Consider the following 24,078-nt stretch of genomic DNA (forward strand, 5'->3'; position numbering starts at 1 on the left):
CTGACAGATCCATCTGCGGTACTACGATGAAACCGTCCGTTCTCAACACGCTGACCGCCCTTACGTCGCTGGGCGTGGGATTCTCGCCCGTCCTGTGCCAGGCCTATGCGCTTGATGCGCAACTGGACTGCCACTCGAGCCCGCACGAGTTCATTGCCCCGCTTCTGCGCGACCAGTCTATCGATCCCAAGCCGATGCGCATTGAAGCGAATTCAGTCAATGCATTTCGACCGGCGCACGGTAGCAGCCTGACGGCATTCGGCTTTCATGTGTATGCCGTCTTTGGGTATGAGCAGGACGATCCCATGTTCAAACGAGGAAGCGGCCAGCCGGTTAACGCCCCGACATACGGCGTGGTCGTTACCGGTTCTGCCGCGTCCGTTGAGGCTGGCGCACGCCGGGCGGGTAGCGGTGCTGTTGTTCGCGAAGTGATTCCCCTCCTTCTCACAGCCGTCTTCTGCAACGGGCATTAAGACCGATCCTGACTTCGCTTCGCGAAGCATTCGGCTGTAATCGTTTCATCTGCGGCTCAAACATTCTTCGTTATTATTTTTTCGACGAGCCCGACGTAAACGCGGCCACTGCGTCCTTGAAGTTGGGACTGCCGTACACCTCTTCGATCAGATCTTCGTCATCGAGTCGCTGTTCGACGACGATGCGGCGCAGGCTTTCCTTCACGGCCTTCTGCGTGACCGGCGAAAGCGCCATGAGCCGTTGCGCTAGCGTATGAGCGGCTTCGTCTAGTGTGCCCTGAGAGCACACTTCATGGACATACCCGCACGCCAGGGTCTCCTGCGCCGTGAGATAGTCGGCAAGCAGCAGCATTTTCTTGACCCGCGGCACGCCGAGCGCCGTCTGTAGCCGCGCGATGTTGCGCGACGACAAGGTGTTGGAGAGCGTCTTCGCGATCGGCGCGCCAAAGCGCGAGCCCTCGCTGCAGACCCGGAAATCGCAGGCCGTCGCCAGCGCGAGACCGCCGCCCACAGCCCAGCCGTCGATCACGGCGACTGTAGGGACCGCAATGCGTTCGACCGTGTCGATGACGCGCTCGACGAAGGCCTCGTAGGCCACGCCATCCCGGCCGTCGCGGAAGTCCTTGAAATACGCGATGTCGGTGCCGGAAATGAACGACTTGCCGCCCGCGCCGCGGAACAGGATGCAGCGTACCGTGCGGTCCTGTGCACACCGAGCGATCAGCGTCAGCAGCGACTCGTACATGTCGAGCGTCATTGCGTTGTGCCGCTCGGGGCGGTCGATCACGATCTCGGCTGCGCCCGACGGGTGGACTGTGAGTCTGATCGGCTCGCTCATAGCGCCGTCCCGTTGATCTCGGCAAAGATCTCTTCGTTATGCTCGCCGAGCAGCGGTGGATGCCGACGCACGGTCTGCGGCGTGCCCAGCATCTTGACGGGAAAACCGATGTTTTTAACCTTGCCTTCGTTCGGATGGTCGATCTCCATGCACATGCGGCGGTGCGTGGCGTGCTCGCTTTCGAACGCTTCGGGATAGGACAGGATCGGGCCGGCCGGAATGCCTGCGGCGAGCATTGCGTCGACCCAAGCCTCGCTGTCGCGCTTGGCGAACTCTTGTTCCAGGACTTCGATCATCGCCTCGCGATTCTTCAGGCGTAGCGACACGTTTGCGTAGTCAGCATGAGTGACGAGGTCCGGGCGCTCCAGCAGTTCGCACAGCTTCGTCCATAGCTTCTGGTTGGTCGCGCCCATCACGAAGTAGCCGTCTCGCGCCTTCACGGCCTGATAAGGAGCGCTCATCTTGTTGCTCGTACCGAGCGGTGTCGGCGGCACGCCCGTGCCCCAGTATTCCGACATGTCCCAGATCGAGAAGGCCATCACCGAATCGAACAACGAGGCGTCGATGTGCTGACCCACCCCCGTCTTCTGGGCGCCGATGTAGGCCGACAGCAAGCCATAGACGGCGAACAGCGCGCAGCCGATGTCCGCCACGGGCACCCCGGCCTTGACAGGTTTTCCGCCCTTGTAGCCGGTTACGCTCATCACGCCCGACATGGCCTGTGCCATGAGATCGAAGCCTGGCCGCGACGCCCACGGTCCGCTTTGCCCGAAGCCGGAGATACTGACGTAGACGATCTTCGGATTGATCTCCTTGATCGACTCGTAGTCGATGCGTAGCCGCTGCACCACGCCGGGCCGGTAGTTTTCGACGATCACGTCGGCGGTCTTGGCGAGTTCATAGAAGAACTCGCGCCCTTCGTCGCTCTTGAGGTCCAGCGTCAGCGAGCGCTTGTTGCGGTTCATGTTCAGGAAGCCCATGCTGTCAGGCCCCTTCATCTTGAAGCCCATCGCGCCGCGGGTCTGATCGCCTTCGGGCGGCTCGACCTTGATCACGTCCGCGCCCATGTCGGCCAGCAGCATGCAGGCGAACGGGCCCGCCATGACCTGGCTCACGTCCAGCACGCGGATGCCTTGCAGCGGCAGATGCTTCGATTCGGTCATCTCGAGTTTCCTCTGTAGAAGTAGTAGGGCGAAGCGCTTAACCACGTCAGGCGTGGTCAGCCGCTTTTCGCCCTCACTCTCCGCTACCGACCGGGGTGCCGCAAGAATGCCTGGAGCATGTCTGGTTTCGCATATCGCGAAACCGGGCGGCGCGTACCGACCGGGGATTAGCCCGGTTTGCCTAGAAGCTCGGTGACCACGTTGCGCAGGGTTTGCTCTTGAGCGTGCCCTTCAACGCAGGAGAGAACGTAGCTGCGCTGATGCCAGTCGCCGAGGAGCGCGGCTGACGCAAGTGATTCCTCGGGATGAAAACTGCGCAGGACGTCGGGCGGCATCAGACCCACGCCCAGGCCATGGCGCACCATCGCCAGCATGGTGTCGAAACCACTGACGGTGATATTGCAGGGGAACTGACGTCCGCGACTGCGGTACGCGCGTTGCACGGCGGACAAAACCGCCGAGCCCTTGCCGAGGCTCACGATGGGAAGATCGAGGATATCGTCGATGCCAACAGGATCGTCCGGAAACTGGAAATGCGGGCGGCTATACACCAGCACCAGTTCGTCCTCCTTGTACGGTGATTTCGCCAGGTCCAGGAAACCGCTCTTCTTCTCGTAGATCCCCACGTCGATCACTTTGTCGCGCAGCAGTTGCTGCACGATCTTGCTGTTCTCCTCCACGATTTTCAAGGTGATGCCGGGATATTTGCGCTGAATGGCGGAAATCTCGCGGGCGAGGAACTGGATGACGACGGCCTTGGGCGCGCCGATGATAATGCGACCGTCGAGGCCATGCTTGAGCGCCTTGGCGTCGCCTTCGAGACGGTCGATCAGGTTGTCGATCTGCCGGATGTATTGCAGCAGCTTGGCGCCCGATTCGGTGATCTCGACGCCATGCGGCACCCGCTTGAACAGTTTGGCGCCGAGTTGCGCTTCCAGATCCGACACGCGCCGTGACGCGGCCGCTACAGCCAGACTGAGTTTGTCGGCGGCACGGGAGATGCTGCCTTCCTCAGCGATGGCAAGGACCAGCCGGACAGTCGTCGTGTCGAATTTCACGGTGTCTCCAGTTTTTCTCGAGCGATTTGGCGGCGTGGGGAAGCGCGCTGGACGGTGGATGCTCGTCCGGTGCCTCCGCGATTCCGCTCATGATATCGGTCGCGTGCAAGCGCCCGCTGAATGACAGCAACGCGCTGTTCACACCGTTAATAAACAGGAAGACCGGATAGACCAGAAGCGCTGTGCATCCCGAGCTGAGAAGCGCCAGTGGCTTGCAGCGGGCGCAATTTATTTCCTGTTGCGGGCGTGGTCCTGGACGCTTGTCGGGATGCAAGGCATTGGCGAGCGTCACTCGCCATGATATCGATTGTCAAAAAAAGTGGCCGTCGTCGGCATTCCAATCGAGATTGCTGAGTAAATCTGCGATCCTTTCAACGGGGAGGCTGCTAGATGGAGTAACGTATTGGGCACTCTATATTTCGCTAGGTACATCGAGTTTTGAGGCGCTTATGTCGACGGACGCAGACACAATGACGGATGAACGGGTTGCTGGAATCGCAGATCGTATGGTCGAAGAAGGCCGAAAAGTATCTCCGGTGACAATTTGGCCAGAGATTCCCGGCGGTTCGATAGTTGCCGTTGCAGCGGCCTTGCAGCGCTGGCGCGACGCGCGACAGCCCGTCACGCCACCCGTGCAGGTCCAGGCCGGGTTGCCGGAGGACCTTGCCGAAACCATGATGAGCGCCGCAGATCGGCTCTGGATGGCCGCTCAAGGCGAAGCTAACAGGGCGGTCAGTCAGCGCCTGAGTGTCTTGAACCAGCACCTCGACACCGCTCGCGCGGAACGGAACGAGGTGCTTGCCGAGTATCAAAAGACGGCGGAGGAAGTCGAAACCGGGCGTGAGCGGCACACGGCTCTGGCGAATGCGCTGAGTGTCTCGCAGGAGGCGTCCACACGCCTCGCGGCGGAACTCGCGACAGCGACTGGGCGCGCCGAAGCGGCCGAGGCACGTGTGGAGGAACTCGTGCAGCGTGCTTCGGTGGAAGGGGCCGCGCTGGAGCACACCAAGGCCGAACTTGACGAGGAACGTAAGGCACGTGAAGGGTTGGTCGCCGTGGTGTCGAGCAAAAACGATGAGATCGCACGAATGACGGGGGAGCTCGACGAGGCGCGGCAGGAGATCGCCTCTTTGGCCTACGACTGTCAGGCGAAATCGGCCGAAGCGGATAGATCGTTGCAGGAGGCGAGTGCGGCTTCATCGCGCGCAGACGCCGCCACGGCGCAGGCGAACGAGAGCCTCGCGCGGGTCGCCGCGATTGGAACTGAGCTCGATGAGGCGCGCACCGCGCTCGAAGCGGAGCGTCAGACGAGCGCAGCGCGAGTCGGCGCGCTTGCGGCTGAACTGGATGAGGCACGCGCCGCCCTCGCAGAAGAGCAGCAGACGAGCGCAGCGCAGGTCGCCGGGCTTGCGGCTGAACTGGATGAGGCACGCGCCGCCCTCGCAGCAGAGCAGCAGACGAGCGCAGCGCAGGTCGCCGGGCTGGTGGTTGAACTGGATGAAGCGCACACCGCGCTCGCAGCAGAGCAGCAGACGAGTGCAGCGCAGGTCGCCGGGCTAGCGGCTGAACTGGATGAGACGCGCACTGCGCTCGCAGCAGAGCAGCAGACAAGCGCAGCGCAGGTCGCCGCGCTGGCGGCCGAAGTGGATGAGGCGCGCACTGCGCTCGCAGCAGAACAGCAGACGAGCGCAGCGCGGAGCGAGGAAGCGTCGGCTCGGCTCGACGAACTGCAGCGCGTGGGTCGGGACCTCCAGGAGGCGCGGGAACAGGTCAGTGTCGCGACTGAGGCGAAAGCGGCTGCGGCCGCTGAACTGGCCCAGGTTTCGCAGGACGCGTCTGCCGCGCAGGAGCGGGCAGATGCCGCCGAACAGCATGCGGTGACGTTGGCGCAGCGCCTCGGAGAGGTCGAACACGCAAAGTCGGCCGAAGCGGAACGATGGTCGCAGGAATGCAGCGCCGCTTCATCGCGCGCAGAAGCTGCCGCCGTGCAGGCGAACGAGAGCCTCGCGCGGTTCGCCGTGCTTGAGGCTGAACTGGAGGAGACGCGCACCGCGCTCGCAGCAGAGCACCAGACCAGCGCAGCGCGGGGCGAGGAAGTGGCGAGTCAGCGCAATGAATTGCAACGCGTTGCCAGGGAGCTTGAGGAGACGCGGGAGCATGTCAGCGCCATGACTGAGGCGAAAACGGCCGCGATCGCTGAACTGGCCCAGGTTTCACAGGACGCATCTGCCGCGAGGGAACGGGCAGATGCCGCCGAACAGCATGCGGCGACGTTGGAACTGCGCCTCGCAGAAGTCGAGAAGGCCCGCGTGGAAGCAGTGCAACGCAGCCATCAACTTGGCCTTCAGGCTGGCGAATCTGCGAAGGCGGAAGAAGTCGCCGAGTTACAACGTCAGATCTCGGCTCAGGCCAAAGTGCACGAGAAGGCCTTTAACGAGCTTCGCGCGATTGCTGAACAGTGGGTGGCGCATGCCAAGGACCTCAAGGAACGACTCGGTTTGGCAAACCAGAAGCTGCTGTTCGTCGACTCACGCAGCACAGGTGAAGTGGCGCTCATCCGGAAGCTCTCGTCCGAGCTTGAGCGGTTTAAGCCAGATAGTGAGTTGGTATCCCGGGACGCGCAGCAAAAACTTATCGGCGCGACGATGTCCGAGCGACTTGCGCAGAAGGGCTACCGGTATGATCCGGCTACGGCGGTGATGTCGAAAGTAGATCGCTGAGGTACGGCGGGTCGGGCGACGGCGTCTTCGCTGAGCGGAGGCGACGCGGTGGCCGCCCTCCGATAGTGCTTGTCCCGCGCTCTGCTGGATCGCTTGTTGATGCGGCACGTTAGCCGCGATCGATGGTTAGTGCTGCACGGGAACCGGCTGCTGCGCAGCGTCCGTGCCTACGCCCGTCTCGGCTTTGGCTGACGTTTGTTTACGCTGGATGGGCTTAGCGGTTGTCGGTGCTTCCGCTGCCGAAGTTGCGGCGAATTAACGCTTCCGAAATGCCTGAATGCCGGGAGTCGGCCCAGAACTGCCGTTGAATTCCTTACACCTTCGTGACCTCTTCCAAGTGCAACGGACGTTCGTCGCGCCAAGATCGGCGAGTTTTCGAGTACAGCGGTCCCCTCGTCTGTTCGCTGTAGCGTCAGATACTCGGTTGCGCAGTCGATCGTCGTCGGGCGGACGCAACACCGTACCGACGCCCCGTTTGCTCGCCCGGATATGCCAGAGTTGTGTATGCACGGCTCGCCGTCCGACCACCACCTTACCTTCCGACGGTCGTTGACCGCACCCGGTCTCGCGATCACGTTGGCTGTGACGAGCTTCAACTTCGTAGCGGACGAGCTGTGGGATGCGCTTAATCCTCGCGATGAGATGCAGCGCGTCGGCGGATTGTTGATCCGCCATCCGGGCGTAAGCCTCAGCTGGCACACATGCCGCGCACAAGGAAAGGGCAGGAGCCCGCAAGTCCACGAGGCCGCCAGGTCTCGGGGCCGGCAGTCACGCGATGCGCTAACGCGGATTAATCTGCTTCACGACATCAGCCACGATGGCACGGGTCTGCCTGTCGGTAGTCGGTGCGAAGATGCCCTGCCATGCCGAAGACTTGGTGTTGTAGGAGCGCTCCCCGAATACCTGGTCAGTCTGCAGATCGCGGAAAGTCACCTTGGCTCGCATGAAGGCATTGCCTGTCATGATTCCAAATGCGATCCGTGCACCTTGAGAGACGAAGTGGTAGTCGTCAACATAGACATCCACGACTGTGCCGGCGCCGCTCCGGGATGCTATTCCTGCGGTTTCATCGATGAAGTTAAGTCCTTCCGGGTTTGAGGCACCTTGCATCGCTTCCCGCCATTCTGTCTGCACCTGCGGCCAGTCGGACGAGGCCGTGGCTACCTTTGATCCGTTCATGCGCAGAACAACTGTATGAGTCGAAGCAGGTGGAACAACGATGCTGGCTACTGAAGTCCTTTCACCCGACGGCGCATTGTCTTGGGTCTGCAGCGTAGCGGCGCATCCGCCGAAGAAACCTGTGCTTGCGCTCACGATAAGTATCGACAGTAGTCGTCTCTGCATTTGAGTGGTCCAATTGATGAAATCGTTTTGCCGAATGGAAATACAGGCTCTTTATCGGCATGAGATCGGCAAACTTGAGCAGCATCCGCCGCGGTCATCGTTCGCTGGCTGCAGCGACGCAGCAACTCGAAATCGATCCTGGCAGCAGCGTGGTCGACAACCCGAAGATCAAGCGCGTATCGCTAATCGGCCATCCGTTGATGTGCGTGTTGCCGGGAGGTGTTCGGCTCGAAGGAAGACGACAATCGACGTGCGCGATTCAGACCGATGCGCGCGACGTCGTCGAGAGTCTGGATAGGTTCAACTAAACTTAGACTGCTCGCAATGCATGCTTTCGACCCACAGCGGACGGCGACCCAGCACCACATACTCGGCACCTTCCTGACTACAGCGGCCACTCGCTCCTGCCAGTCGCTCAGCAGGCCGGCCTTTGGGAACATTCACATTCTTTTGGGGCGGCCGCGCGACTGTAGGCCACTCCCAAGCGTCAAAACGCTGCAACAAATCAAATTAGACCTTGGCAGAGACTGTGCTCCCTGAGCATCTATTCGGCCCTGAGGCCATTCGTCGGAAAAATGCCAACGGCCACGAACCGCAATATATCTTACGCTGCGCCATTCGCCCGACGAGGTTGCTGCTTGGAACTTTGCCTTCTTGCACTTCTGAGCACGCGAGTCCTCTCAGCCGTGAAGTTAGTTTCGGCCTTCATTGAAAACATCTCCTCCTCCGGCATACCCAGTGAGTACATTTCCCGTTCGCGGAGTTCTTCTTGCTTCATATACTCTATGAATTTCTCCACGCGCTCTAGCCGTACCTTTACTCGCTCTACGCGTTCGCCTCGCGTGAAAAACTGATATTCCTTCCGCGCCGCTTCCGTGAGGTAGTTGCTGGTCTCTTCGCTAAAGATGCCGCAGTCGGTGCAAATCAAATCAAGATACGTGAAATAGTAGGCCAGATCACCAAACATATAAAATCCATAGTTGGTGATCTTGATTCGATCGACAGATTCTGAATACGCATCAAGTCGGTTGTCGGATTCCACGAAACCGTGACGTAGCAGGACGTCTAGGTTCTTTTCAAAATCTTCCTGCATGCTAAAAGTTTCTGCAAAATAGGCCCGCAGTTCCGCAGTTGCGAAATATGACGGCGCTGTTGGGTCAACGCCCTTTGCAAGTTTTCGCAAAATTCGCAACGCGGTGAAATGTGAACCATGGCGCGTCGATCTCAGCTGGTAAATATTGGGAATATCACTCAGCGATTCCTCGTAGAAATAACGGTTAGGGATCATCACTGGCTTTATGACCTGATGAACCTGAAAATTCCAAGCACGATTCGCAATCATCTCGTCCACGTTTGTGTAACCAGACAGCAGGAAACTCCGGAAAAGATCAAGGGAAAGACGTATATCGCCGTGCGCACAAGCAGTTAAAAAATTATTAAGGGGCGAGCTGTCGCTTGAAAATTCTCGGCTCAGAATCTTGAGGTAGGTTCCACTGTCCTTGATAAAGTCAAGCGCGACTTGACCGAGTTCATCCTCCTCACCCAGCTCGCTTTTTTCTAGGACGGCTACGGTATAGTCGAGGCGCTTCTTGAACACTTCTGCCGGCCGAGGCGAACTAATGTGAAAACCGGAATTCTGAAATGCATCTAAGACTCCATGAATTTTGGAGTCGAAAAAGCGTTCCTCACGCATCGATATCAATGTCACGCATTTCAGACGATCAGATATTTCTTGCGCAGATGAAAAGCAAAAATCTTGAATCTCTGATGAATACTGGTCCGTGTTATCGATGACAACGATAGCACCGCGCTCTTTTAAAGAGAGGTGAATGACCAACCGCTCCGCACAGTAGGCAGTGTCCTGCTTCCATGATGCGATTAGGGAATTCAGTTTCAAATTGTACGCCTCGGACGCCGACGGAAGTCCAGCGAGATCCTGCTTGCGTGCAGTTGCGAAACGGTCTGAGAACAGATCATTCGTCAGCGTATCTCGATCGGCATCGAGCAAGCCGTCCTTGTCAAGTTGCTTAACCAGCCCCTGCCAGATTGCGGATCGAATGACCGCAAGTTCTTCTGGGACCTTGAGCAAATCGACAATCGCAATAGCTGCGTGATCCCGCAGCCAGCGTGGGGCGTTATGATGTAGAAGTCGCTTTATAAACGTCGATTTACCAGCGCCTTTTCCGCCAAACAGAACGAGGACCTCACCCTTACGATTTTGCTTCAGATTTTTGGTTAATCGCCCGCCTAAGCGGCCACCTTTCCCCGTATCCTCGAGTTGTTGGACGCCAAACGACTCAAAAAACGGAGAGAGTGAATCGTGGATTAGTGACCGCATTCCGTCCGAAGTTCCTATGTATTCTCGCTGGGACACATAGCATCGCTCCATGAACTCAGTGTCGTCATCCTTAATTACGCCAAAATATCGATTTACAATTGGGCGAAGCTTGATCGCAAGACGGTTTGCTGTAATCGTGTGCGAATAAGACGAAATCTTCTCCTTTGGATAGTAGACATTCCGGTCCTTCGGCGGGGCGCTACTCAGCAGAGTCGGCAAAGAGGAGCGCTCGGTGATCGCAACGAACGACAAATTATTTATCGCCTTGGTGTACTCATTCGAGAAGAAACCGAGACTTCTTACCACGAACGCTTGCAACGACTCCCAACGCTTTCCCTTTTCGAACGTTTTGAAGAAAATCCATTCGAATCCATTGGAAATGCAGGCGTATTCACATCCGCTATCGAAGCAATATGTTCTAACCTGCTGCATGGCAGCCTTAATATTTGAGTTGCTTAGTAGTTTAGCAATTGAAATGTAGCACGAAGTCTCGTCAGTCGCGTGCGGAATCGGCAATTCGAAGAATACCCCTGCCCTTTTGGCTTCGATGAACAGTAAATCATCGCCGTTCGTCTTCTTAAGTACATAGTCAGCGAAACCCGGCGCGATAAATTCCTCGACGATAACTCGGTTTTTCGGCCATGAGAGGAAATCATGGATGATAAAGTCGATAACCTTGTGACGTGTTTCTGCCTCATTTATGTCCCGCTGCGAGGCGTACTGCTCCACGCTCTTCAGTTGTTCCAACTTATCGTCCGTTTTCGATGTCTTGTGGTCTTTCATGGCGCCCCGGGATGTTCACTTATTATTCAAATACGCACCCGTAATAATAGCTCACCATTCCGCTCGGGTGGATCTAGTGCTCGATGCCCGGCTCTGCGCTAGAAGCTCAGAGCCGACTTTTTGGCCGGTATAGTGTAGATCAACAGAGTGGTATGTGATCAGCTCAAGTTAGTTTAATGCGTGGATCCCCGCAAACTTCCGCACCGGCCGAGGAGCAACCATCAGCGTCGTGAATCGTCTGGCCGCTCCCAAGGTGTTACCGACGCCTGAATGTCTGCGCGACGGTGCAGGCGAATGACGCTTCATGGCCGGAAGCGGGCGAATACCAAACCGGCGGTGCGGCCTGCCGGTCATCGATCCACCACCGGCGCTGGTCGTTTAGGCTCGTTCGACGCCTGCCAGCAACGCGCGGTGGCACACTCACATTCCTGCGGGCAATGGCAGGCATCGAACAACCCTAAACGAATTGAGCCGCCTGACGTCCGGCCCAGTCCGGCCCACAAAGGACGGTCGATCCACATGAAAGCGGGCGCTCAACCAGCACTCAACCGGCGATATACGGTTGAAGCGTCAATCCGTAGCAACGACGTTGGGCTCCGCAATTTTTGCGGGCTGCATTGTCGACGATTCCACGGCGTTGTAGAGCGATCAATTCATAGCCAGCCCCGCCGCTGGTGCATATGGCGGCCCCGAGCTCCCGTTATCCACGCCCAGCCTCCCGTGCAATAGTGCGCAATTAAAGCGGGGAGCCTCGCCTCGTTCGGTTCGAACATAAGGGTTCAGAACGTCAACGAACAAGCTATCCGAAAACCCGAGCCCATGCCGCCCGAAGGCGACGCGCGCGGTTTTCGAAGAGATATGAGGCTGCCAGCGTCAAGAGACCTGAAATAGCACCTGTCACGATGTGCTCGACATAAGGGATGCGGTAGTGACTCGCGTGCGAGTAGGCGTCGCCTGCCGTCGTCAGGACGCCGACGACAAGCGCATTGCCGTATCGATGCGTGTAGAGTTTCGCCGCAGGCGTGAAGGTCAAAAATACGGCCAGGAGTCCGGTGAGCAGACCGGTATGGAATGCAATCGTCCAGTGGGCAAGGCTCGTGACATTGCTCCAGCTCCCCGGCATGCAGGTCATGCACGCGCTGGTCGGCTGCCAGAAACGGTGGATAAACAGCTTGGCGCGGCGCTTCCACTCGGTTGACATGATGTATTCCCATCAATCCGTTGTCACGGCCGATGCCACAATACGTTTTCTTAGGAGCGGTTTCCACGGCCTGTAACCAGCTTGCCGTCCTCATCATGGATGCGTTAAATCTGCACGCAGTTGATGCGGGAAAGCACGCGGACATGTTGGAATACTACACCGCGATTGGAAGGCCGCCGTTCCGACCGGAAGCGGAGTTCTGCTGTTGAGTTTATCGCGGCGGCGCCATCGATGACGGGTAACGAACGAGCGATTCTTCGCGAAGTCAGCGTCCGGACTCGGACCCAAAGCGACAGCAGGATGCCGATGTGCGAACGTCCGGAATACGGTGAGAGCCTCCGGTCGGGTTTTGCGGTCAATGTGCCGGCGCCGGCATCGAGCCGCTATCCAGAGTACACTCGGATGGTCGTTTCAAACGGGAGACGAACATGAGTGAACTTCGGTATCCAAACGAAAGCAGAGCGTATCGTGATGCGCGTGATGCATTGCTTAAAGACGAACAAGAGCTTGTCGACAAAGTAAAATCGGTGGCGGAAAAACGCCGTAATCTCCCTCCTGGCGGCCAGTTGAAAGAGGACTACATTTTCCAATGGGCCAACGATGGGAAAGTAGGAAGAAGTGTGAAATTCTCCGAGCTATTCGGGGACAAAAACACGTTGTTGCTTTACTCATTTATGTACGGTCCGAATTGGGACCATCCCTGCCCATCCTGTACGTCGCTGGTCGATGGTTTTGATCGCACCTGGTATCAGGTCACTCAAGACGCCGCGTTTGTCGCAATTGCCAAAGCCCCGGCCGATCGAATCAATGCGTGGGCCAAACAACGTGGATGGTCGCAGATAGCACTCGTTTCAGGATCGGCCTCTGCCTATCAAGCCGATTACAAGTGCCAGGGAGACTCTGACGATATGCAACGGCCAGTGATGCATGTATTCAAGAGGCGGGATGGACAGGTTTTTCATTTCTGGGGAACGGAGTTGTCGTCGAATCATGTCGACACGGTGTGGCCGTATTGGAACCTCATGGACTTTACGCCAGAAGGTCGGCCAGATATTCCCATGCCGCCACAAACTTTCAGGTCCGAATTCCTGGAAAAAAACTATCTGAATAAATAGTAGTTGGGCGCTATCCGTCCGTCGGCAACGCGCCCCGATAGGCGAACTTCGCCTTGTTCATGGGATTGACTTGAGTCGCGAGCCCGGCCCGGCAGCTACGCGATGAGCCTACTCTACGTAAAAGCCCGCACAAAAATGCCGGTCTGCGGGGCTTCCACACGCGAGGCCAAGGCTCGAGTTGTCTGGAAGTGGATAGGGAAGAATGGCCTCATCAACCTCAAATGACGCAACTGCCCCTAAAGAACTGCAGCGCGCCGCCGATAACACGTAAGGAGCTTTTCTAGATTGAATATCTCCAGCGATTCGCGCGCTCAGGTGTAAGCTAGGCAGCTTAAAAAAAATCCGCCCTGTCTCGGCCACCGTCAAGGCGACAGAACGGCTAAACTGGGCATCCGGATGGTTGTCGGTTTCATAGAAGGTTATATTTTGGCCACCTTCTCGCGACGGAGACATTGTGATTCGACATGGCCTTGGCGGTTTGCTGCTTGCGTTATGCTTTCTTGGCAATGCAATGGCGGCCGCACCCGATTGTTCGCGTTCATTTACGCTAGCGTTGCACGATCACGGTTTGCTCTATTCAGTCGACACCGACACTGGAATCGACAAGGATTTCGCCGACGAACTGATTCGCCGCAGCGGTTGCCAGATCAGGGTCAGCCTCATGTCGCGTGCCCGGATCTGGAAACTGATCGAGTCCGGCGCACTCGATTTCAGTCTGTCCGGCATTGCCAACGACGAGCGCAATCAATATGCGGATTTCGCCTGGTATTTCAGGAACAAATATTACTTGCTGGTGCGCAAGGATGCCGGCATCCATCAGCTGGCCGATTTCGAGCACAACGACCAATTTCAGCTCGGCGTTATTCGTAGCTTCCGTTATAGCGACTCGGCCAACCGGCTGGTCGACAAGCTCTCGGCTGAAAACCGCGTGAGCCAGGCTGGTGGTCTGGCCCCGCTGTATCAGGCACTGATCCTCCGGCGCATCCAGGGGATGATCATCGAACCCTTCGACTACCCTGCTATCGATGAAAAGAAAATCCGCGATGTGACAACCATCGTGGAGTTCAACGACCCCGCCATCCCCCACGGCCTCATCATGTCGAAGAGGGCGCTGTCGGAGGCAGAGCGGGAAAAGTGGCGCGCCCTGGTGAATGACATGCGCGCAGACGGCACCGTCCGGCGGATCTTCGAGAAGTACTTCAAACCCAACCTCGCTGATTCGATGGTCGACTTCCATACGCCGCCGTGAGCTGGGCGCGCCTTGTCCTGCTCCCGTTACTGGTCTTGTCCGCTGCGCTAAGTGTTACTTGGATACTTTGGGACCACGAACGGCAAGCCACCCGTCATGAATTGCTTACGCAGTTCGACTTCTCGCTGGGCGACGCTGTCAGCCGGGTCGAACAGCGTATGGGGACGTATGAGCTCTTGCTGCGCGGCGTGCAGAGCCTGTTCGCCGCCACCGGCGAGATAGACCGCGACAAATTCCGCAACTACGTCGGCGCGCTCAATCTCAACGCCAACTTCTCCGGCATCCAGGCCATCGGCATCGTCGAATGGGTGCCGGCGACGCAAAGGAACGCTCATGTGGCCGCCATGCGTCGGCAGGGGTTGGACGGCTACACCATTGAGCCCATGGGCCCGCGCGAAGACTATGCACCTATCATCCAGCGCGAGCCGTATGTTGGTCTCAATCGCACGTCGCCAGGCTTCGACGCGTGGACCAACCCTGTGCGGCGGCGCGCCATGGAACAGGCGCGCGATTCCGGAATGGCGAGCATCTCCGGGAAGGTCCGCCTTTCGGTGGATACCGAGGCCGATGCTCACCCCGGTTTCATCATGTACTTGCCAATCTACGCACAAGGGCAATCGCAGGATAGCGTTGCCCAGCGCCGGGCGCACCTGGTCGGGTGGGTCTATGCTTCGTTCCGCATGCACGACGTCATCGCGAGTCTGTACGGCGAGCAGCCACCCGGACTCACCATAGCCATCTATGACGGCGTTGAACCGTCTGCCGCAGCACTTTTGCACAGGACGCCTGCGGCCGGCGGGCAGCATCTGCCTGCCGTCATGTCGGCCAATGAATATCTGGTCGTCGGCGGACACGACTGGACACTGTCGATGAGTGCCCAGGACGACTTCAAATCCCGTTTCGGCCGTAATGCGGAACTGCTGATCGCCAGCGCCGGCGTGGGCCTTAGCGTGCTGCTGGCGCTGCTCACCTGGCTGATGATGACCGGTCGCGGCCGCGCGATGCGGCTCGCCTCCGCGATGACGCAGGAATTGCGCGAGAACGAGGAAAAATTCCGCGCGATTGCTGACTGCACCGTCAACTGGGAGGTCTGGTGGGGGTCAGACGGCAAGCCCCGCTGGATCAACCCATCCGTGCAGAAATACACGGGATATACAGTCGAAGAATGCATGGCCATGCCTGACTTTGCAGGCACACTCATCTATCCGGAAGATCGCCCCCGGGTTGCTCCCGAGTTTGTGAAGGGACTTCAGGGCTTTCGTGGCGACGACCTCGAATTTCGTTGCGTTCGCAAGGATGGCTCGCTCGTCTGGCTTTCCGTTTCGTGGGTTCCAATCAGCGACGCCAAAGGCGATTTCATTGGCTTTCGCACGAGCGGGCGCGACATTACCGAGCGCAAACAGGTCGAGACGGAACTTCGAATCGCCGCTGTCGCGTTCGACTCGCAGGAGCCGATGATGATCACCGACGCCAATGCCAAAATTCTGCGCGTGAACTCGGCTTTCACCCAATGCACCGGCTATACGGCCGGGGAAGTTGTGGGCCAAACCCCGCGAATGCTTCGCTCAGGGCGTCACGGTGCGGCTTTCTTCCGCGGGATGTGGGAAGCGATCCACCGTACTGGGGGATGGCAGGGGGAAATCTGGGATCGCCGCAAGAACGGCGAGGTGTATCCAAAGTGGCTCACGATCTCCGCCGTAATGAGAGACGATGGGGTCGTCAGTCATTATGTCGGCACGCATCACGACATTACCGAACGCAAGATCGCGGAAGAAAGGATCAAGGAGTTGGCCTTCTTCGATGCGCTGACCCGTTTGCCTAACCGCACTCTGCTGCTGGATCGCCTGAGGCAGGCGATCACGGCCAGCGCCCGGAGTGAAACGTGCGGCGCGTTGCTGTTCATCGACCTCGACCACTTCAAGACGTTGAACGACACCATGGGCCACGACAAGGGCGATTTGCTACTGCAGCAAGTGGCGCAACGTCTGGCGGCCAGCATACTCGAGAGCGACACCGTGGCGCGGGTGGGTGGAGACGAGTTCGTGGTGGTGTTGGGGAGCTTGCATGAAAACCGTCAGGAGGCGGCCAGCCAGACCGAAGCCCAAGGCGAAAAGATTCTCGCTGTCCTTGGCATGCCGTATCAGCTTGGCGACATTGAGTATCGGAGTACCGCGAGTATTGGTGCCACCGTATTCATGGGGCAGCAAGCGTCCATCGACGAACTCATGAAGCAGGCCGACCTCGCGATGTACAAGTCGAAAGAGAAGGGACGCAATGCTGTGTGCTTCTTCGATCCGGACATGCAGACTGTCGTGGTGGAGCGGGCTGCGCTTGAGGCGGATCTGCGCAACGCGATCGAGGAAAATCAGTTCTTGCTTCATTACCAGGCGCAGGTCGACGGCGCTCGCATCACGGGCGTCGAAGCGCTGGTGCGTTGGCAGCACCCCAGGCGCGGGATTGTGCCTCCTGCGGATTTCATTCCGCTGGCTGAAGAAACCGGGCTGATTCTTGCCCTTGGCGGCTGGGTCCTGGAAGCTGCCTGCACGCAACTGGGGCGATGGGCAACGCGGCCAGACACGGCTCATCTCACCATTGCGGTCAATGTCAGCGTCCAGCAGTTCCGCGAACCCGACTTCGTGGACAAGGTGTTGACCACCATTAATCAAACAGGCGCGAGAGCGGACAGGTTAAAGCTGGAACTGACGGAAAGCGTGCTGGTGGACAATGTGCAGGACATCATCCAGAAGATGGGCGAGCTCAAAGCCCGAGGCGTTGTCTTTTCACTGGACGATTTCGGTATCGGATATTCGTCGCTTTCCTATTTGAAGCGTCTGCCTTTGGACCAGTTGAAAATCGACCGGTCATTCGTGCGCGATGTCCTGATCGATCCCAACGACGCCGTGATTGCCAAGGCCATCGTGACGCTTGCGCAGAGCCTGGGCTTGGGCGTCATTGCCGAGGGTGTGGAGACAGCTGCTCAGCGGGACTTCCTCGCTGCTGCGGGATGTCATGCCTATCAGGGCTACTATTTCTGCCGCCCGCTTCCCATTGAGGGCTTTGAAGCGCTTTTGAGCAGGATCGAGTCGCGCCAATGCGTGACCGAGTGAACGCAAAAAGTATTACTTCACCGCGCCAAACCCAACTCATAGAAATACGTGACGAGAATGTGCGCCTCGTTGTTCGGGGCGCCGTGCCCCTCGTTGTTTTCCCGCATTTTCCAGGCATTTACCGCCAGCCGCGTTTTGCTACGCCGCATGTCCTCCGAGACCGTGCCTAAGTGATCTACACTTGCTACGAAAGCGGCTGGAATTAAAGGTGGATGCGCGCCCATAGGAACTAGCTTCAAAATTTTGCAAAGAACCCCATCCTTTAAATGAAGAGGATAAATCATGAAGGTTGACTTCAATAAATATGTGAAAATTATATCGCGTCAGCCAAAACCTTTTCGATTCATTGCTTCCAGAGTTTTTAAACACACGGGTCTCTGGCGTTTTTTTAAAGTTCAACGTCCAGGCTACAAACTGTATCTTCATCCCGCGGCGCTTTCAATGTCGTTATGGGTTAATGGGAATGACAGGGACGAAGACAGCGATGTCCTTCGGTCGATATTAAAACCCGGAGACTGCTTCGTCGACGTGGGTGCGAACATCGGGCATCTTTCGATTGAAGCCTCCAAACTTGTCGGTCCGACAGGACGGGTTACTGCGTTTGAGGCGCATCCAAGGACGGCCGGATTCCTCAGAGACAATATCAGATTAAATAAATCGGATAACATACAGGTCGCTCAAGCCGCAATTGGAAATTCCCTGGGTTGGTTGCATTTTTCAGATTCATCGGCAGATGATCAAAATAATGTGCAGAAATCGGGGCCTATCGTTGTCCCAGTTCTTACGCTGGATGTGCTTTGCGCGGATGAGAAAATCACGCTTTTGAAAATTGATGTGGAAGGCTACGAGAAATTCGTTTTTGAAGGCGCCGGAAAGACTCTCCAGAACACAAAATTTATATATTTTGAGGCCTGGGATGCTCACTTCAAAAAATATGGGTATTCATTCGCCGAGATATATAATCTGCTCGTTGGCTTGGGATTCTATATAGGCCATATTTCACATCATGAGCTGAAGGAGATTAAGGCTTCGGCGGTTCTTCCGGAGTGCATCAACCTGCTAGCGTATCGCAGCGCTGAAGAATTGAGGGCCCGCACTGAAACAGCGCACTAACGAATGACGGGGCAATGTGCGGATCGCGTACCTGCCAGAGTGATCGAGAACGAACTTTTATTATGATCACCTCAGGACAGTTCCGGCTGCCCGTCCCCCAAACCTACTTCACCGCCCCCAACGCCAACCCCTTCACGAGGAACCGCTGCAGCCAGGCAAACACGATCGAAACCGGCAACGTCGCGCAGAGGGTAGCGGCCATCACCAGATGCCATTCGACGACGTACTTCCCGGCGACCATATCCGTAACCTGCACGGTCAAAGTCTTATTCTCCGGCGACCGGATCAACGTATAGACCACAGCAAACTCATTCCAGGCATTGATGAACGTAAAGATCGCCGTCACAACAATCGCAGGCACCGCCAACGGCAAGAACACCTTAAAAACCGCTCTAGTCCTTCCACATCCCTCAAGCCAGGCCGACTCTTCCAGATCCCTTGGCACGGTCTGAAAGTAAGAAGACAACATCCAGACTGCAAACGCGATATTAAAAGCCGCATAAGAAACGATCACACCGATCTTCGAATCAACCAGATTCCCGTCCCCATAAGGAATCATCGCGGCGAGCCGGAACAACCCCACTACCAGCAAAATCGGCGACAACATCTGCGTCACCAAAAGAAACTGCCGATACAAGCCCTTCCCGCGAAACGGAAACCGTGCCAAGGCATAAGCCGCCGGCAAGCTCACGGCCAACGCCAACGCGGTGGAAAGGAAGCTAATCACACAGCTATTCCTCAGCGCCACGCCAAAATTAGCCGCGACCCACATGTCCGAAAAATTGCTCCACTGCCAATGCACCGGTAGCCACCGTGCCGGATAAACAAAAATCTCCGAAGCCGGCTTCAAAGCAGTAAACAGCATCACGGCAAACGGAAACAGCACCACCACCACCAGCGGCGACAACGCCAGCCAGCACCACAGCGAGCGCCTCATCTTGACGCTAAGACTCATGACGGATCTCCTTCTTTCGCGGGCTGCAGGCGCAGATAGGCGATCGAGAAAACGAACAGCATGACGAGCATGATCAGCGACACCGCCGCGGCTTCGCCGGGACGTCCCAGCCGGAAGCCTAACTCGTAGAGATACGTGACGAGAATGTGCGTTCCGTTGTCCGGGCCGCCTTGCGTCATCACCCAAATGATCGGGAAGGAATTGAACACGTAGATCACATTCAACAGAATCGTCATGTTGATGAACGGCCGCAAGAGCGGCATCGTCAGCTTGCGAAACTGCTGCCACGCGCTGGCGCCATCCATCCGCGCCGCTTCATAAATATCGCCCGGTACCGACGACAAGCCGCCCAGCAGAATCGTCACCGTAAATGGAATCGACACCAGAATGCCGACGGCAATCTCCACCGGAAACGCGAGTTCCGGCGTCGCGAGCCAATGAATTGGACCGCCGATCAATCCAAGCCGCTGCAACGTGACGTTGACCATGCCGTAGTCGTCGTTGAAGGCCCAGCGCCACACCACGGCAGTCATCGTCAGCGAGACGGACCACGGCAGCATCACAATCGTGCGCGCCACGCCCCGTCCATAGAAATCCTGATTCAGCACCAGCGCAACCGGCACCGAAATCAGCACCGTGCCGCCCACCACGCACACGGTCCAGACAATCGTCCGTTTGGCGGCGGCGAGAAATGCGGGGTCGGTAAAAATCGTGTAGAAGTTCTGCAGACCGGTGAAATCGCGAATCGCGCCGAAGCGCGAAACCTCGTGTAGCGATTGCCACACGATATTGAAAATCGGATAGCTGATGATGAAAAGCGCCAACACCAGACTCGGCGCAATCAGCAACCAGGGCGCTTGCAGGCGCGAAGAAGCGGAACGGCTCATGCGTGCTCGATCGTAAGACGCGTCCCCATTGAAAAGGCGGCGCGACGGGATGGGCCGGATAGTGCACTACGTGTATTACGACCGGAAACGCGCGCTGCCTTCGCAACGGCAGCGCGCGTTCCGTATTCAGCAAATCACTACGAGACTACGCGATCACTTACCGAGCGACTTGTTTGCTTGCGCTGCTGCGGCGTTCAACGCGTCAGCGGGCTTCGCCTTGCCCAGATAGATCGACTGCATCGCATCGGTCACGGCCTTAGCGGTGTCTTCCCAGCCGGTCACGGTCGGCGCGAAGTGGGCTGTCGGCAGCAGCGCGACGAAAGCCTTGGTATCCGGATCGTTGAACGCCGGATCGGTTGCCTCCGCCTTGGTGGTCGGGAGGAAGCCTTCGGTCGTCGTGAACTCGACGCGCGGCTCCTTCGTGAACAGATAGTCGAGGAACTTCCATGCCGACTTCTTCACCTTCGAGTTCTTGAACATCACGATCGAGTCGGTGACGGCATAAGTGGCGTGCGTCGTGCCCATCGGGATCGGATCGATGCCGTATTTCAGATTCGGCGCTTCCTTCTTGATCTGCTTCGCGAGGAACGGCGCGGAAATCATCATCGCGACGCGGCCCTGCTTGAACAGGTTCTGCACGTCTTCGCGGCTGTAGCCGGTCACGCCAGGTTGCGTCAGGCCCTGGTCGATCATCGTCTTGTACAGCGTGGCCGCCTTGATGCCGGCCGGCGAATTGAACGCCGCCTTGCCGTCTTTGCCGACTACGTCACCGCCATTGGTCCACAGGGCGTAGTAATAATAGACGTCGGTTTCGATTTCCTTGCCTTGCAGACCAAAGCCCGCAACGCCCTGCGCCTTCAACTTCTTCGACGCATCGATCACGTCATTCCACGTTTTCGGGCCGTCGGGATAACCGACCTTCGCGAGCAGATCCTTGTTGTAGTAGAGCGCGCGCGCGGAAGCGGCGATCGGCAGGCCGTAGACCTTGCCGTTGATTTCGCCAGGCGCGAGGAATGGGCCGATGAAGCGGCCCTTGAAGCTCGCGTCCATGTAGCCGTCGAGCGGCTCGGCAACGTCGTCCTTCACGAAGTCGAGCAGCCAGCGCGTACCGACGATCGCCAGGTCGGCGTTGGCGCCGCCGGAGATGTCCGTTTGCAGTTTCTGTTGCAGCGTGTCCCAGTTCACGTCTTCGATCTTGATGGTCGTGCCGGGATTGGCCTTCTCGAAGTTGCGAGCCATTTTTTCGAAGTACGGCGCGGTCGCATCGCTGTAATGCGCGACCGTCACGCGGACCGTGTCGGCGTGAGCCGCGACGGCGAGGCCTGCAAACGCGAGCGCCACGGCAACTTTGCCTAGCGCGAGGGAAGCACGGGCATGCAACGACATTTTTCTCTCTCCTGTGTCGATCGGAGTTAGCGCTTTAGTACTTACTCCGGTCCCATCCAACAATGGTGGGGGTGGTCTGCTGCCGTCGCCGGCCGCTCTGGTTAAATTGTTTGAAAAAATCCTACACGACGAAAAATAGCTTGTCACGTAGGGTCTGCCATATTTTTTCTCCATCCTGTTTGTGCATAAGATGCTGTAAAGCAGAGATATTCTGCAAGAAACGAAAGTGACCGGTACCCAATATTCGGGACGACTAGATAACCGATTAGTGTCGGTTTGTAGGAAATTTACACGCTAATCCAGTGCGGCAACAGGGCTGAGGAGCGAGGGCGGACATGAATCGTGTGGTGTTGGTGACGGGCGCTTGCGGGGGCATTGGCAGCGTGTTGTGCAAGCGCTTCGTGGAGCAGGGCGATACGGTGCTGGCGCTCGATATCGATGCGGTCGCGCTTAGGGGGCTGGCTGTGCAGCTAGGCGAGGCGCACGTCACGACGATCGCGGTCGATCTCGGCGACGCAACCGCAGTGCAGCAAGCGGTGGCCGAAGCGGTCGGGTTGCGCGGTCCAGTGGACGTGCTGGTCGCCAACGCGGGCGCAGCCAAAGGCCTGACGCTCGCCACGACCGACGCCGCCAGTTGGCAACGCGACATCCATCTGAATCTGAATGGCACGTATCACACGGTGGAAGCCGTGCGTGCGTCGATGATCGAACGGCAGAAGGGCGCGCTGGTGCTGATCGGCTCGGTGAACGGCATGGCGGCGCTCGGGCATCCGGCATATAGCGCGGCGAAGGCGGGTCTCATCAGCTACACGAAAGCGCTGGCGATCGAACTCGGCCGTTATGGCATTCGCGCGAACATCGTCTGTCCGGGGACTGTGAAGACGCAGGCGTGGCAGGCGCGGGTCGACAAGCATCCGCAGGTCTTCGAGGATCTGAAGAAGTGGTACCCGTTACGCGACTTCGCGACGCCCGACGACATCGCCGACGCGGTGCTGTTTCTCGCGTCGCCGATGGCACGCGTCATTACCGGCGTCGCGCTGCCGGTCGACGGCGGCTTGATGGCCGGCAATCGTTTGATGGCGGAAGAACTGACGCTCGAATCGTTTTGACTCGCTTTGAACCAGTTAGCGCGGTGCATTCTTTGCTCGATGAAGCAAGACGGCACGTCCGCATGACAGCACGACGGTGAGGACAGCATGGCAGCAGTGCAACTGAGCGGCATCTTCAAACGCTATGGCGACACGCAAGTGGTGCACGGCATCGATCTCGACATCGACGACGGCGAGTTCGTCGTGCTGGTCGGCCCGTCGGGTTGCGGCAAGAGCACGCTGATGCGTATGGTGGCGGGGCTCGAAGAGATCAGCGGCGGCGATCTGATGATCGGCGGCACGCGGGCTAATAGTCTCGCGCCGCAACAGCGTAATATCTCGATGGTGTTCCAGAGCTACGCGCTGTACCCGCATCTGTCGGTCTACGAGAACATCGCGTTCGGGCCGCGGATTCGTAAGGAATCCTCGGCGAGTTTCAAGCCGCGGATCGAAGCGGCTGCGAAGATGCTGAATCTCAGCAGTTATCTCGACCGCTTGCCGCGTGCGCTATCCGGCGGTCAACGTCAGCGTGTCGCCATGGGTCGCGCGGTGGTGCGCGAGCCGTCGCTGTTCCTGTTCGACGAACCGTTGTCCAATCTCGACGCCAAACTGCGCGTGCAGATGCGCACTGAAATCAAGGCGCTACATCAGCGCCTGAAGAATACCGTGATCTACGTCACCCACGATCAGATCGAAGCGATGACGATGGCCGACCGCATCGTCGTGATGAACGCGGGGCGCATCGAGCAGATTGGGCGACCGCTGGAACTGTACGACCATCCGGCGAATCTGTTTGTCGCGAGCTTCCTGGGCTCGCCGTCGATGAATTTTGCTGAAGGCGTGTTGACGAACAGTGGGCAGCGTCACGCTTTAAAGCTTACGGACGGCGGTGAGATCGCGTTGGAGAGCGTGCCGGCAACGGCCGCCGTGGGCGCGAAGGTCACGCTCGGCGTGCGTCCTGAACACATCGAGACCATGGCGCAAACGCCGGACGTCGCGATGGACGTCGAAGTGGTCGAGCCAACTGGCGCCGAAACCCATTTGTACGGGAAAATAGGTGGTAGCACATGGTGCGTGACGACTCGCCAGCGCTCGAAAATCGAGCCCGGTCAGCGCGTCACGCTGCGTCTGCCGGTCGAGCATATTCATCTGTTCGATACGGAGAGTGGACGCAGACTGGTCTGAACCGCGTGTTGCCGCTTGAGGCTGATTCAAGCTGATCGAAGCTGCGATGCCACGCGGATTCATTTAACCCTTAAG

At 57.9% G+C, this 24,078-nt stretch carries 19 protein-coding genes; 9 read left to right on the forward strand and 10 right to left on the reverse strand.

Annotation, left to right across the window (positions count from 1 at the left end; all coding sequences use genetic code 11):
* The first annotated feature begins 26 nt into the window (after nt 1-26).
* Nucleotides 27-473 carry a hypothetical protein gene (locus ACAX43_RS02235; RefSeq protein ID WP_370706782.1) on the forward strand — a complete coding sequence of 149 codons (447 nt, stop codon included), beginning with the start codon at nt 27-29 and terminating at the stop codon, nt 471-473.
* A 73-nt stretch (nt 474-546) separates the two neighbouring features.
* Here the strand turns inward: ACAX43_RS02235 and ACAX43_RS02240 are convergent, their stop codons facing one another.
* The 3 genes from ACAX43_RS02240 to ACAX43_RS02250 all read right to left on the reverse strand — a co-directional run bounded on the left by ACAX43_RS02240 (nt 547) and on the right by ACAX43_RS02250 (nt 3,532).
* Entirely contained in the window at nt 547-1,311 is a 765-nt protein-coding gene (locus ACAX43_RS02240) for an enoyl-CoA hydratase (RefSeq protein WP_370706783.1), read from the reverse strand.
* Complete coding sequence (locus ACAX43_RS02245; protein WP_370706784.1) at nt 1,308-2,474, reverse strand: CaiB/BaiF CoA transferase family protein; 1,167 nt, start codon at nt 2,472-2,474, stop codon at nt 1,308-1,310. The genes ACAX43_RS02240 and ACAX43_RS02245 overlap by 4 nt, the downstream gene beginning before the upstream one ends.
* 167 nt (nt 2,475-2,641) lie before the next feature.
* On the reverse strand, nt 2,642-3,532 hold the full coding sequence (locus ACAX43_RS02250; protein ID WP_370706785.1) for a LysR family transcriptional regulator: 891 nt from the start codon (nt 3,530-3,532) through the stop codon (nt 2,642-2,644).
* A gap of 470 nt (nt 3,533-4,002) precedes the next feature.
* Between ACAX43_RS02250 and ACAX43_RS02255 the strand changes: the two genes are divergently transcribed.
* Nucleotides 4,003-6,252, forward strand: a complete 2,250-nt coding sequence (locus ACAX43_RS02255; protein WP_370706786.1) for a DNA-binding protein — start codon at nt 4,003-4,005, stop codon at nt 6,250-6,252.
* Nucleotides 6,253-7,032: 780 nt separating this feature from the next.
* Here the strand turns inward: ACAX43_RS02255 and ACAX43_RS02260 are convergent.
* The gene (locus ACAX43_RS02260; RefSeq protein ID WP_370706787.1) at nt 7,033-7,566 is read right to left on the reverse strand and encodes a hypothetical protein; all 534 of its coding nucleotides are present in this window, start codon (nt 7,564-7,566) and stop codon (nt 7,033-7,035) included.
* Between the two features lie 104 nt (nt 7,567-7,670).
* Here ACAX43_RS02260 and ACAX43_RS02265 point away from each other — a divergent pair, with 104 nt between their 5' ends.
* Nucleotides 7,671-7,904, forward strand: coding sequence for a hypothetical protein (locus ACAX43_RS02265; RefSeq protein ID WP_370706788.1), 234 nt, complete (start codon nt 7,671-7,673; stop codon nt 7,902-7,904).
* 296 nt (nt 7,905-8,200) lie between these two features.
* On the opposite strand, the gene ACAX43_RS02270 is transcribed toward ACAX43_RS02265, so the two are convergent.
* Together ACAX43_RS02270 and ACAX43_RS02275 are read right to left on the reverse strand one after the other, a co-directional pair.
* Entirely contained in the window at nt 8,201-10,717 is a 2,517-nt protein-coding gene (locus ACAX43_RS02270) for a hypothetical protein (RefSeq protein WP_370706789.1), read from the reverse strand.
* A gap of 799 nt (nt 10,718-11,516) precedes the next feature.
* The gene (locus tag ACAX43_RS02275) at nt 11,517-11,918 is read right to left on the reverse strand and encodes a hypothetical protein (RefSeq protein WP_370706790.1); all 402 of its coding nucleotides are present in this window, start codon (nt 11,916-11,918) and stop codon (nt 11,517-11,519) included.
* A gap of 428 nt (nt 11,919-12,346) precedes the next feature.
* Here ACAX43_RS02275 and ACAX43_RS02280 point away from each other — a divergent pair, with 428 nt between their 5' ends.
* From ACAX43_RS02280 to ACAX43_RS02290, 3 genes are all read left to right on the forward strand, one after another.
* The gene (locus ACAX43_RS02280; RefSeq protein ID WP_370706791.1) at nt 12,347-13,033 is read left to right on the forward strand and encodes a DUF899 family protein; all 687 of its coding nucleotides are present in this window, start codon (nt 12,347-12,349) and stop codon (nt 13,031-13,033) included.
* Nucleotides 13,034-13,487: 454 nt separating this feature from the next.
* Nucleotides 13,488-14,282 (forward strand): substrate-binding periplasmic protein, encoded by a 795-nt coding sequence (locus ACAX43_RS02285; RefSeq protein WP_370706792.1) that lies wholly within the window; start codon nt 13,488-13,490, stop codon nt 14,280-14,282.
* On the forward strand, nt 14,279-17,389 hold the full coding sequence (locus ACAX43_RS02290; RefSeq protein ID WP_370706793.1) for an EAL domain-containing protein: 3,111 nt from the start codon (nt 14,279-14,281) through the stop codon (nt 17,387-17,389). The genes ACAX43_RS02285 and ACAX43_RS02290 overlap by 4 nt, the downstream gene beginning before the upstream one ends.
* A gap of 17 nt (nt 17,390-17,406) precedes the next feature.
* Here ACAX43_RS02290 and ACAX43_RS02295 read toward each other — a convergent pair whose 3' ends face one another.
* Nucleotides 17,407-17,673, reverse strand: a complete 267-nt coding sequence (locus ACAX43_RS02295; protein WP_370706794.1) for a hypothetical protein — start codon at nt 17,671-17,673, stop codon at nt 17,407-17,409.
* On the opposite strand from ACAX43_RS02295, the gene ACAX43_RS02300 reads away from it, so the two are divergent.
* Nucleotides 17,672-18,502, forward strand: a complete 831-nt coding sequence (locus ACAX43_RS02300; protein ID WP_370706795.1) for an FkbM family methyltransferase — start codon at nt 17,672-17,674, stop codon at nt 18,500-18,502. The genes ACAX43_RS02295 and ACAX43_RS02300 overlap by 2 nt on opposite strands.
* A 103-nt stretch (nt 18,503-18,605) precedes the next feature.
* On the opposite strand, the gene ACAX43_RS02305 is transcribed toward ACAX43_RS02300, so the two are convergent.
* From ACAX43_RS02305 to ACAX43_RS02315, 3 genes are all read right to left on the reverse strand, one after another.
* The gene (locus ACAX43_RS02305; RefSeq protein ID WP_370706796.1) at nt 18,606-19,457 is read right to left on the reverse strand and encodes a carbohydrate ABC transporter permease; all 852 of its coding nucleotides are present in this window, start codon (nt 19,455-19,457) and stop codon (nt 18,606-18,608) included.
* Nucleotides 19,454-20,344, reverse strand: a complete 891-nt coding sequence (locus ACAX43_RS02310) for a carbohydrate ABC transporter permease (protein WP_370706797.1) — start codon at nt 20,342-20,344, stop codon at nt 19,454-19,456. Before ACAX43_RS02310 ends, ACAX43_RS02305 begins: the two co-directional genes overlap by 4 nt.
* 153 nt (nt 20,345-20,497) lie before the next feature.
* Nucleotides 20,498-21,730, reverse strand: a complete 1,233-nt coding sequence (locus ACAX43_RS02315) for an ABC transporter substrate-binding protein (protein ID WP_370706798.1) — start codon at nt 21,728-21,730, stop codon at nt 20,498-20,500.
* Nucleotides 21,731-22,065: 335 nt separating this feature from the next.
* Here ACAX43_RS02315 and ACAX43_RS02320 point away from each other — a divergent pair, with 335 nt between their 5' ends.
* Nucleotides 22,066-22,839: an SDR family oxidoreductase gene (locus tag ACAX43_RS02320; RefSeq protein ID WP_370706799.1), complete on the forward strand. Its 774-nt coding sequence runs from the start codon at nt 22,066-22,068 to the stop codon at nt 22,837-22,839.
* A gap of 87 nt (nt 22,840-22,926) precedes the next feature.
* A complete protein-coding gene (locus ACAX43_RS02325; RefSeq protein ID WP_370706800.1) occupies nt 22,927-24,003 on the forward strand; it encodes an ABC transporter ATP-binding protein in 1,077 nt (358 codons plus the stop codon).
* Nucleotides 24,004-24,078 lie beyond the last annotated feature (75 nt).

The organism is Paraburkholderia sp. IW21 (assembly GCF_041321145.1).
GTDB lineage: Bacteria > Pseudomonadota > Gammaproteobacteria > Burkholderiales > Burkholderiaceae > Paraburkholderia.

What these genes read in the sequence shown, in the direction of transcription:
- ACAX43_RS02235 (WP_370706782.1), top strand. Translation starts at nt 27, where the DNA reads ATGAAACCGTCCGTTCTCAACACGCTGACCGCCCTTACGTCGCTGGGC.
- ACAX43_RS02240 (WP_370706783.1), bottom strand. Translation starts at nt 1,311, where the DNA reads ATGAGCGAGCCGATCAGACTCACAGTCCACCCGTCGGGCGCAGCCGAG.
- ACAX43_RS02245 (WP_370706784.1), bottom strand. Translation starts at nt 2,474, where the DNA reads ATGACCGAATCGAAGCATCTGCCGCTGCAAGGCATCCGCGTGCTGGAC.
- ACAX43_RS02255 (WP_370706786.1), top strand. Translation starts at nt 4,003, where the DNA reads ATGACGGATGAACGGGTTGCTGGAATCGCAGATCGTATGGTCGAAGAA.
- ACAX43_RS02270 (WP_370706789.1), bottom strand. Translation starts at nt 10,717, where the DNA reads ATGAAAGACCACAAGACATCGAAAACGGACGATAAGTTGGAACAACTG.
- ACAX43_RS02275 (WP_370706790.1), bottom strand. Translation starts at nt 11,918, where the DNA reads ATGTCAACCGAGTGGAAGCGCCGCGCCAAGCTGTTTATCCACCGTTTC.
- ACAX43_RS02280 (WP_370706791.1), top strand. Translation starts at nt 12,347, where the DNA reads ATGAGTGAACTTCGGTATCCAAACGAAAGCAGAGCGTATCGTGATGCG.
- ACAX43_RS02300 (WP_370706795.1), top strand. Translation starts at nt 17,672, where the DNA reads ATGAAGGTTGACTTCAATAAATATGTGAAAATTATATCGCGTCAGCCA.
- ACAX43_RS02295 (WP_370706794.1), bottom strand. Translation starts at nt 17,673, where the DNA reads ATGATTTATCCTCTTCATTTAAAGGATGGGGTTCTTTGCAAAATTTTG.
- ACAX43_RS02305 (WP_370706796.1), bottom strand. Translation starts at nt 19,457, where the DNA reads ATGAGTCTTAGCGTCAAGATGAGGCGCTCGCTGTGGTGCTGGCTGGCG.
- ACAX43_RS02310 (WP_370706797.1), bottom strand. Translation starts at nt 20,344, where the DNA reads ATGAGCCGTTCCGCTTCTTCGCGCCTGCAAGCGCCCTGGTTGCTGATT.
- ACAX43_RS02315 (WP_370706798.1), bottom strand. Translation starts at nt 21,730, where the DNA reads ATGTCGTTGCATGCCCGTGCTTCCCTCGCGCTAGGCAAAGTTGCCGTG.
- ACAX43_RS02320 (WP_370706799.1), top strand. Translation starts at nt 22,066, where the DNA reads ATGAATCGTGTGGTGTTGGTGACGGGCGCTTGCGGGGGCATTGGCAGC.
- ACAX43_RS02325 (WP_370706800.1), top strand. Translation starts at nt 22,927, where the DNA reads ATGGCAGCAGTGCAACTGAGCGGCATCTTCAAACGCTATGGCGACACG.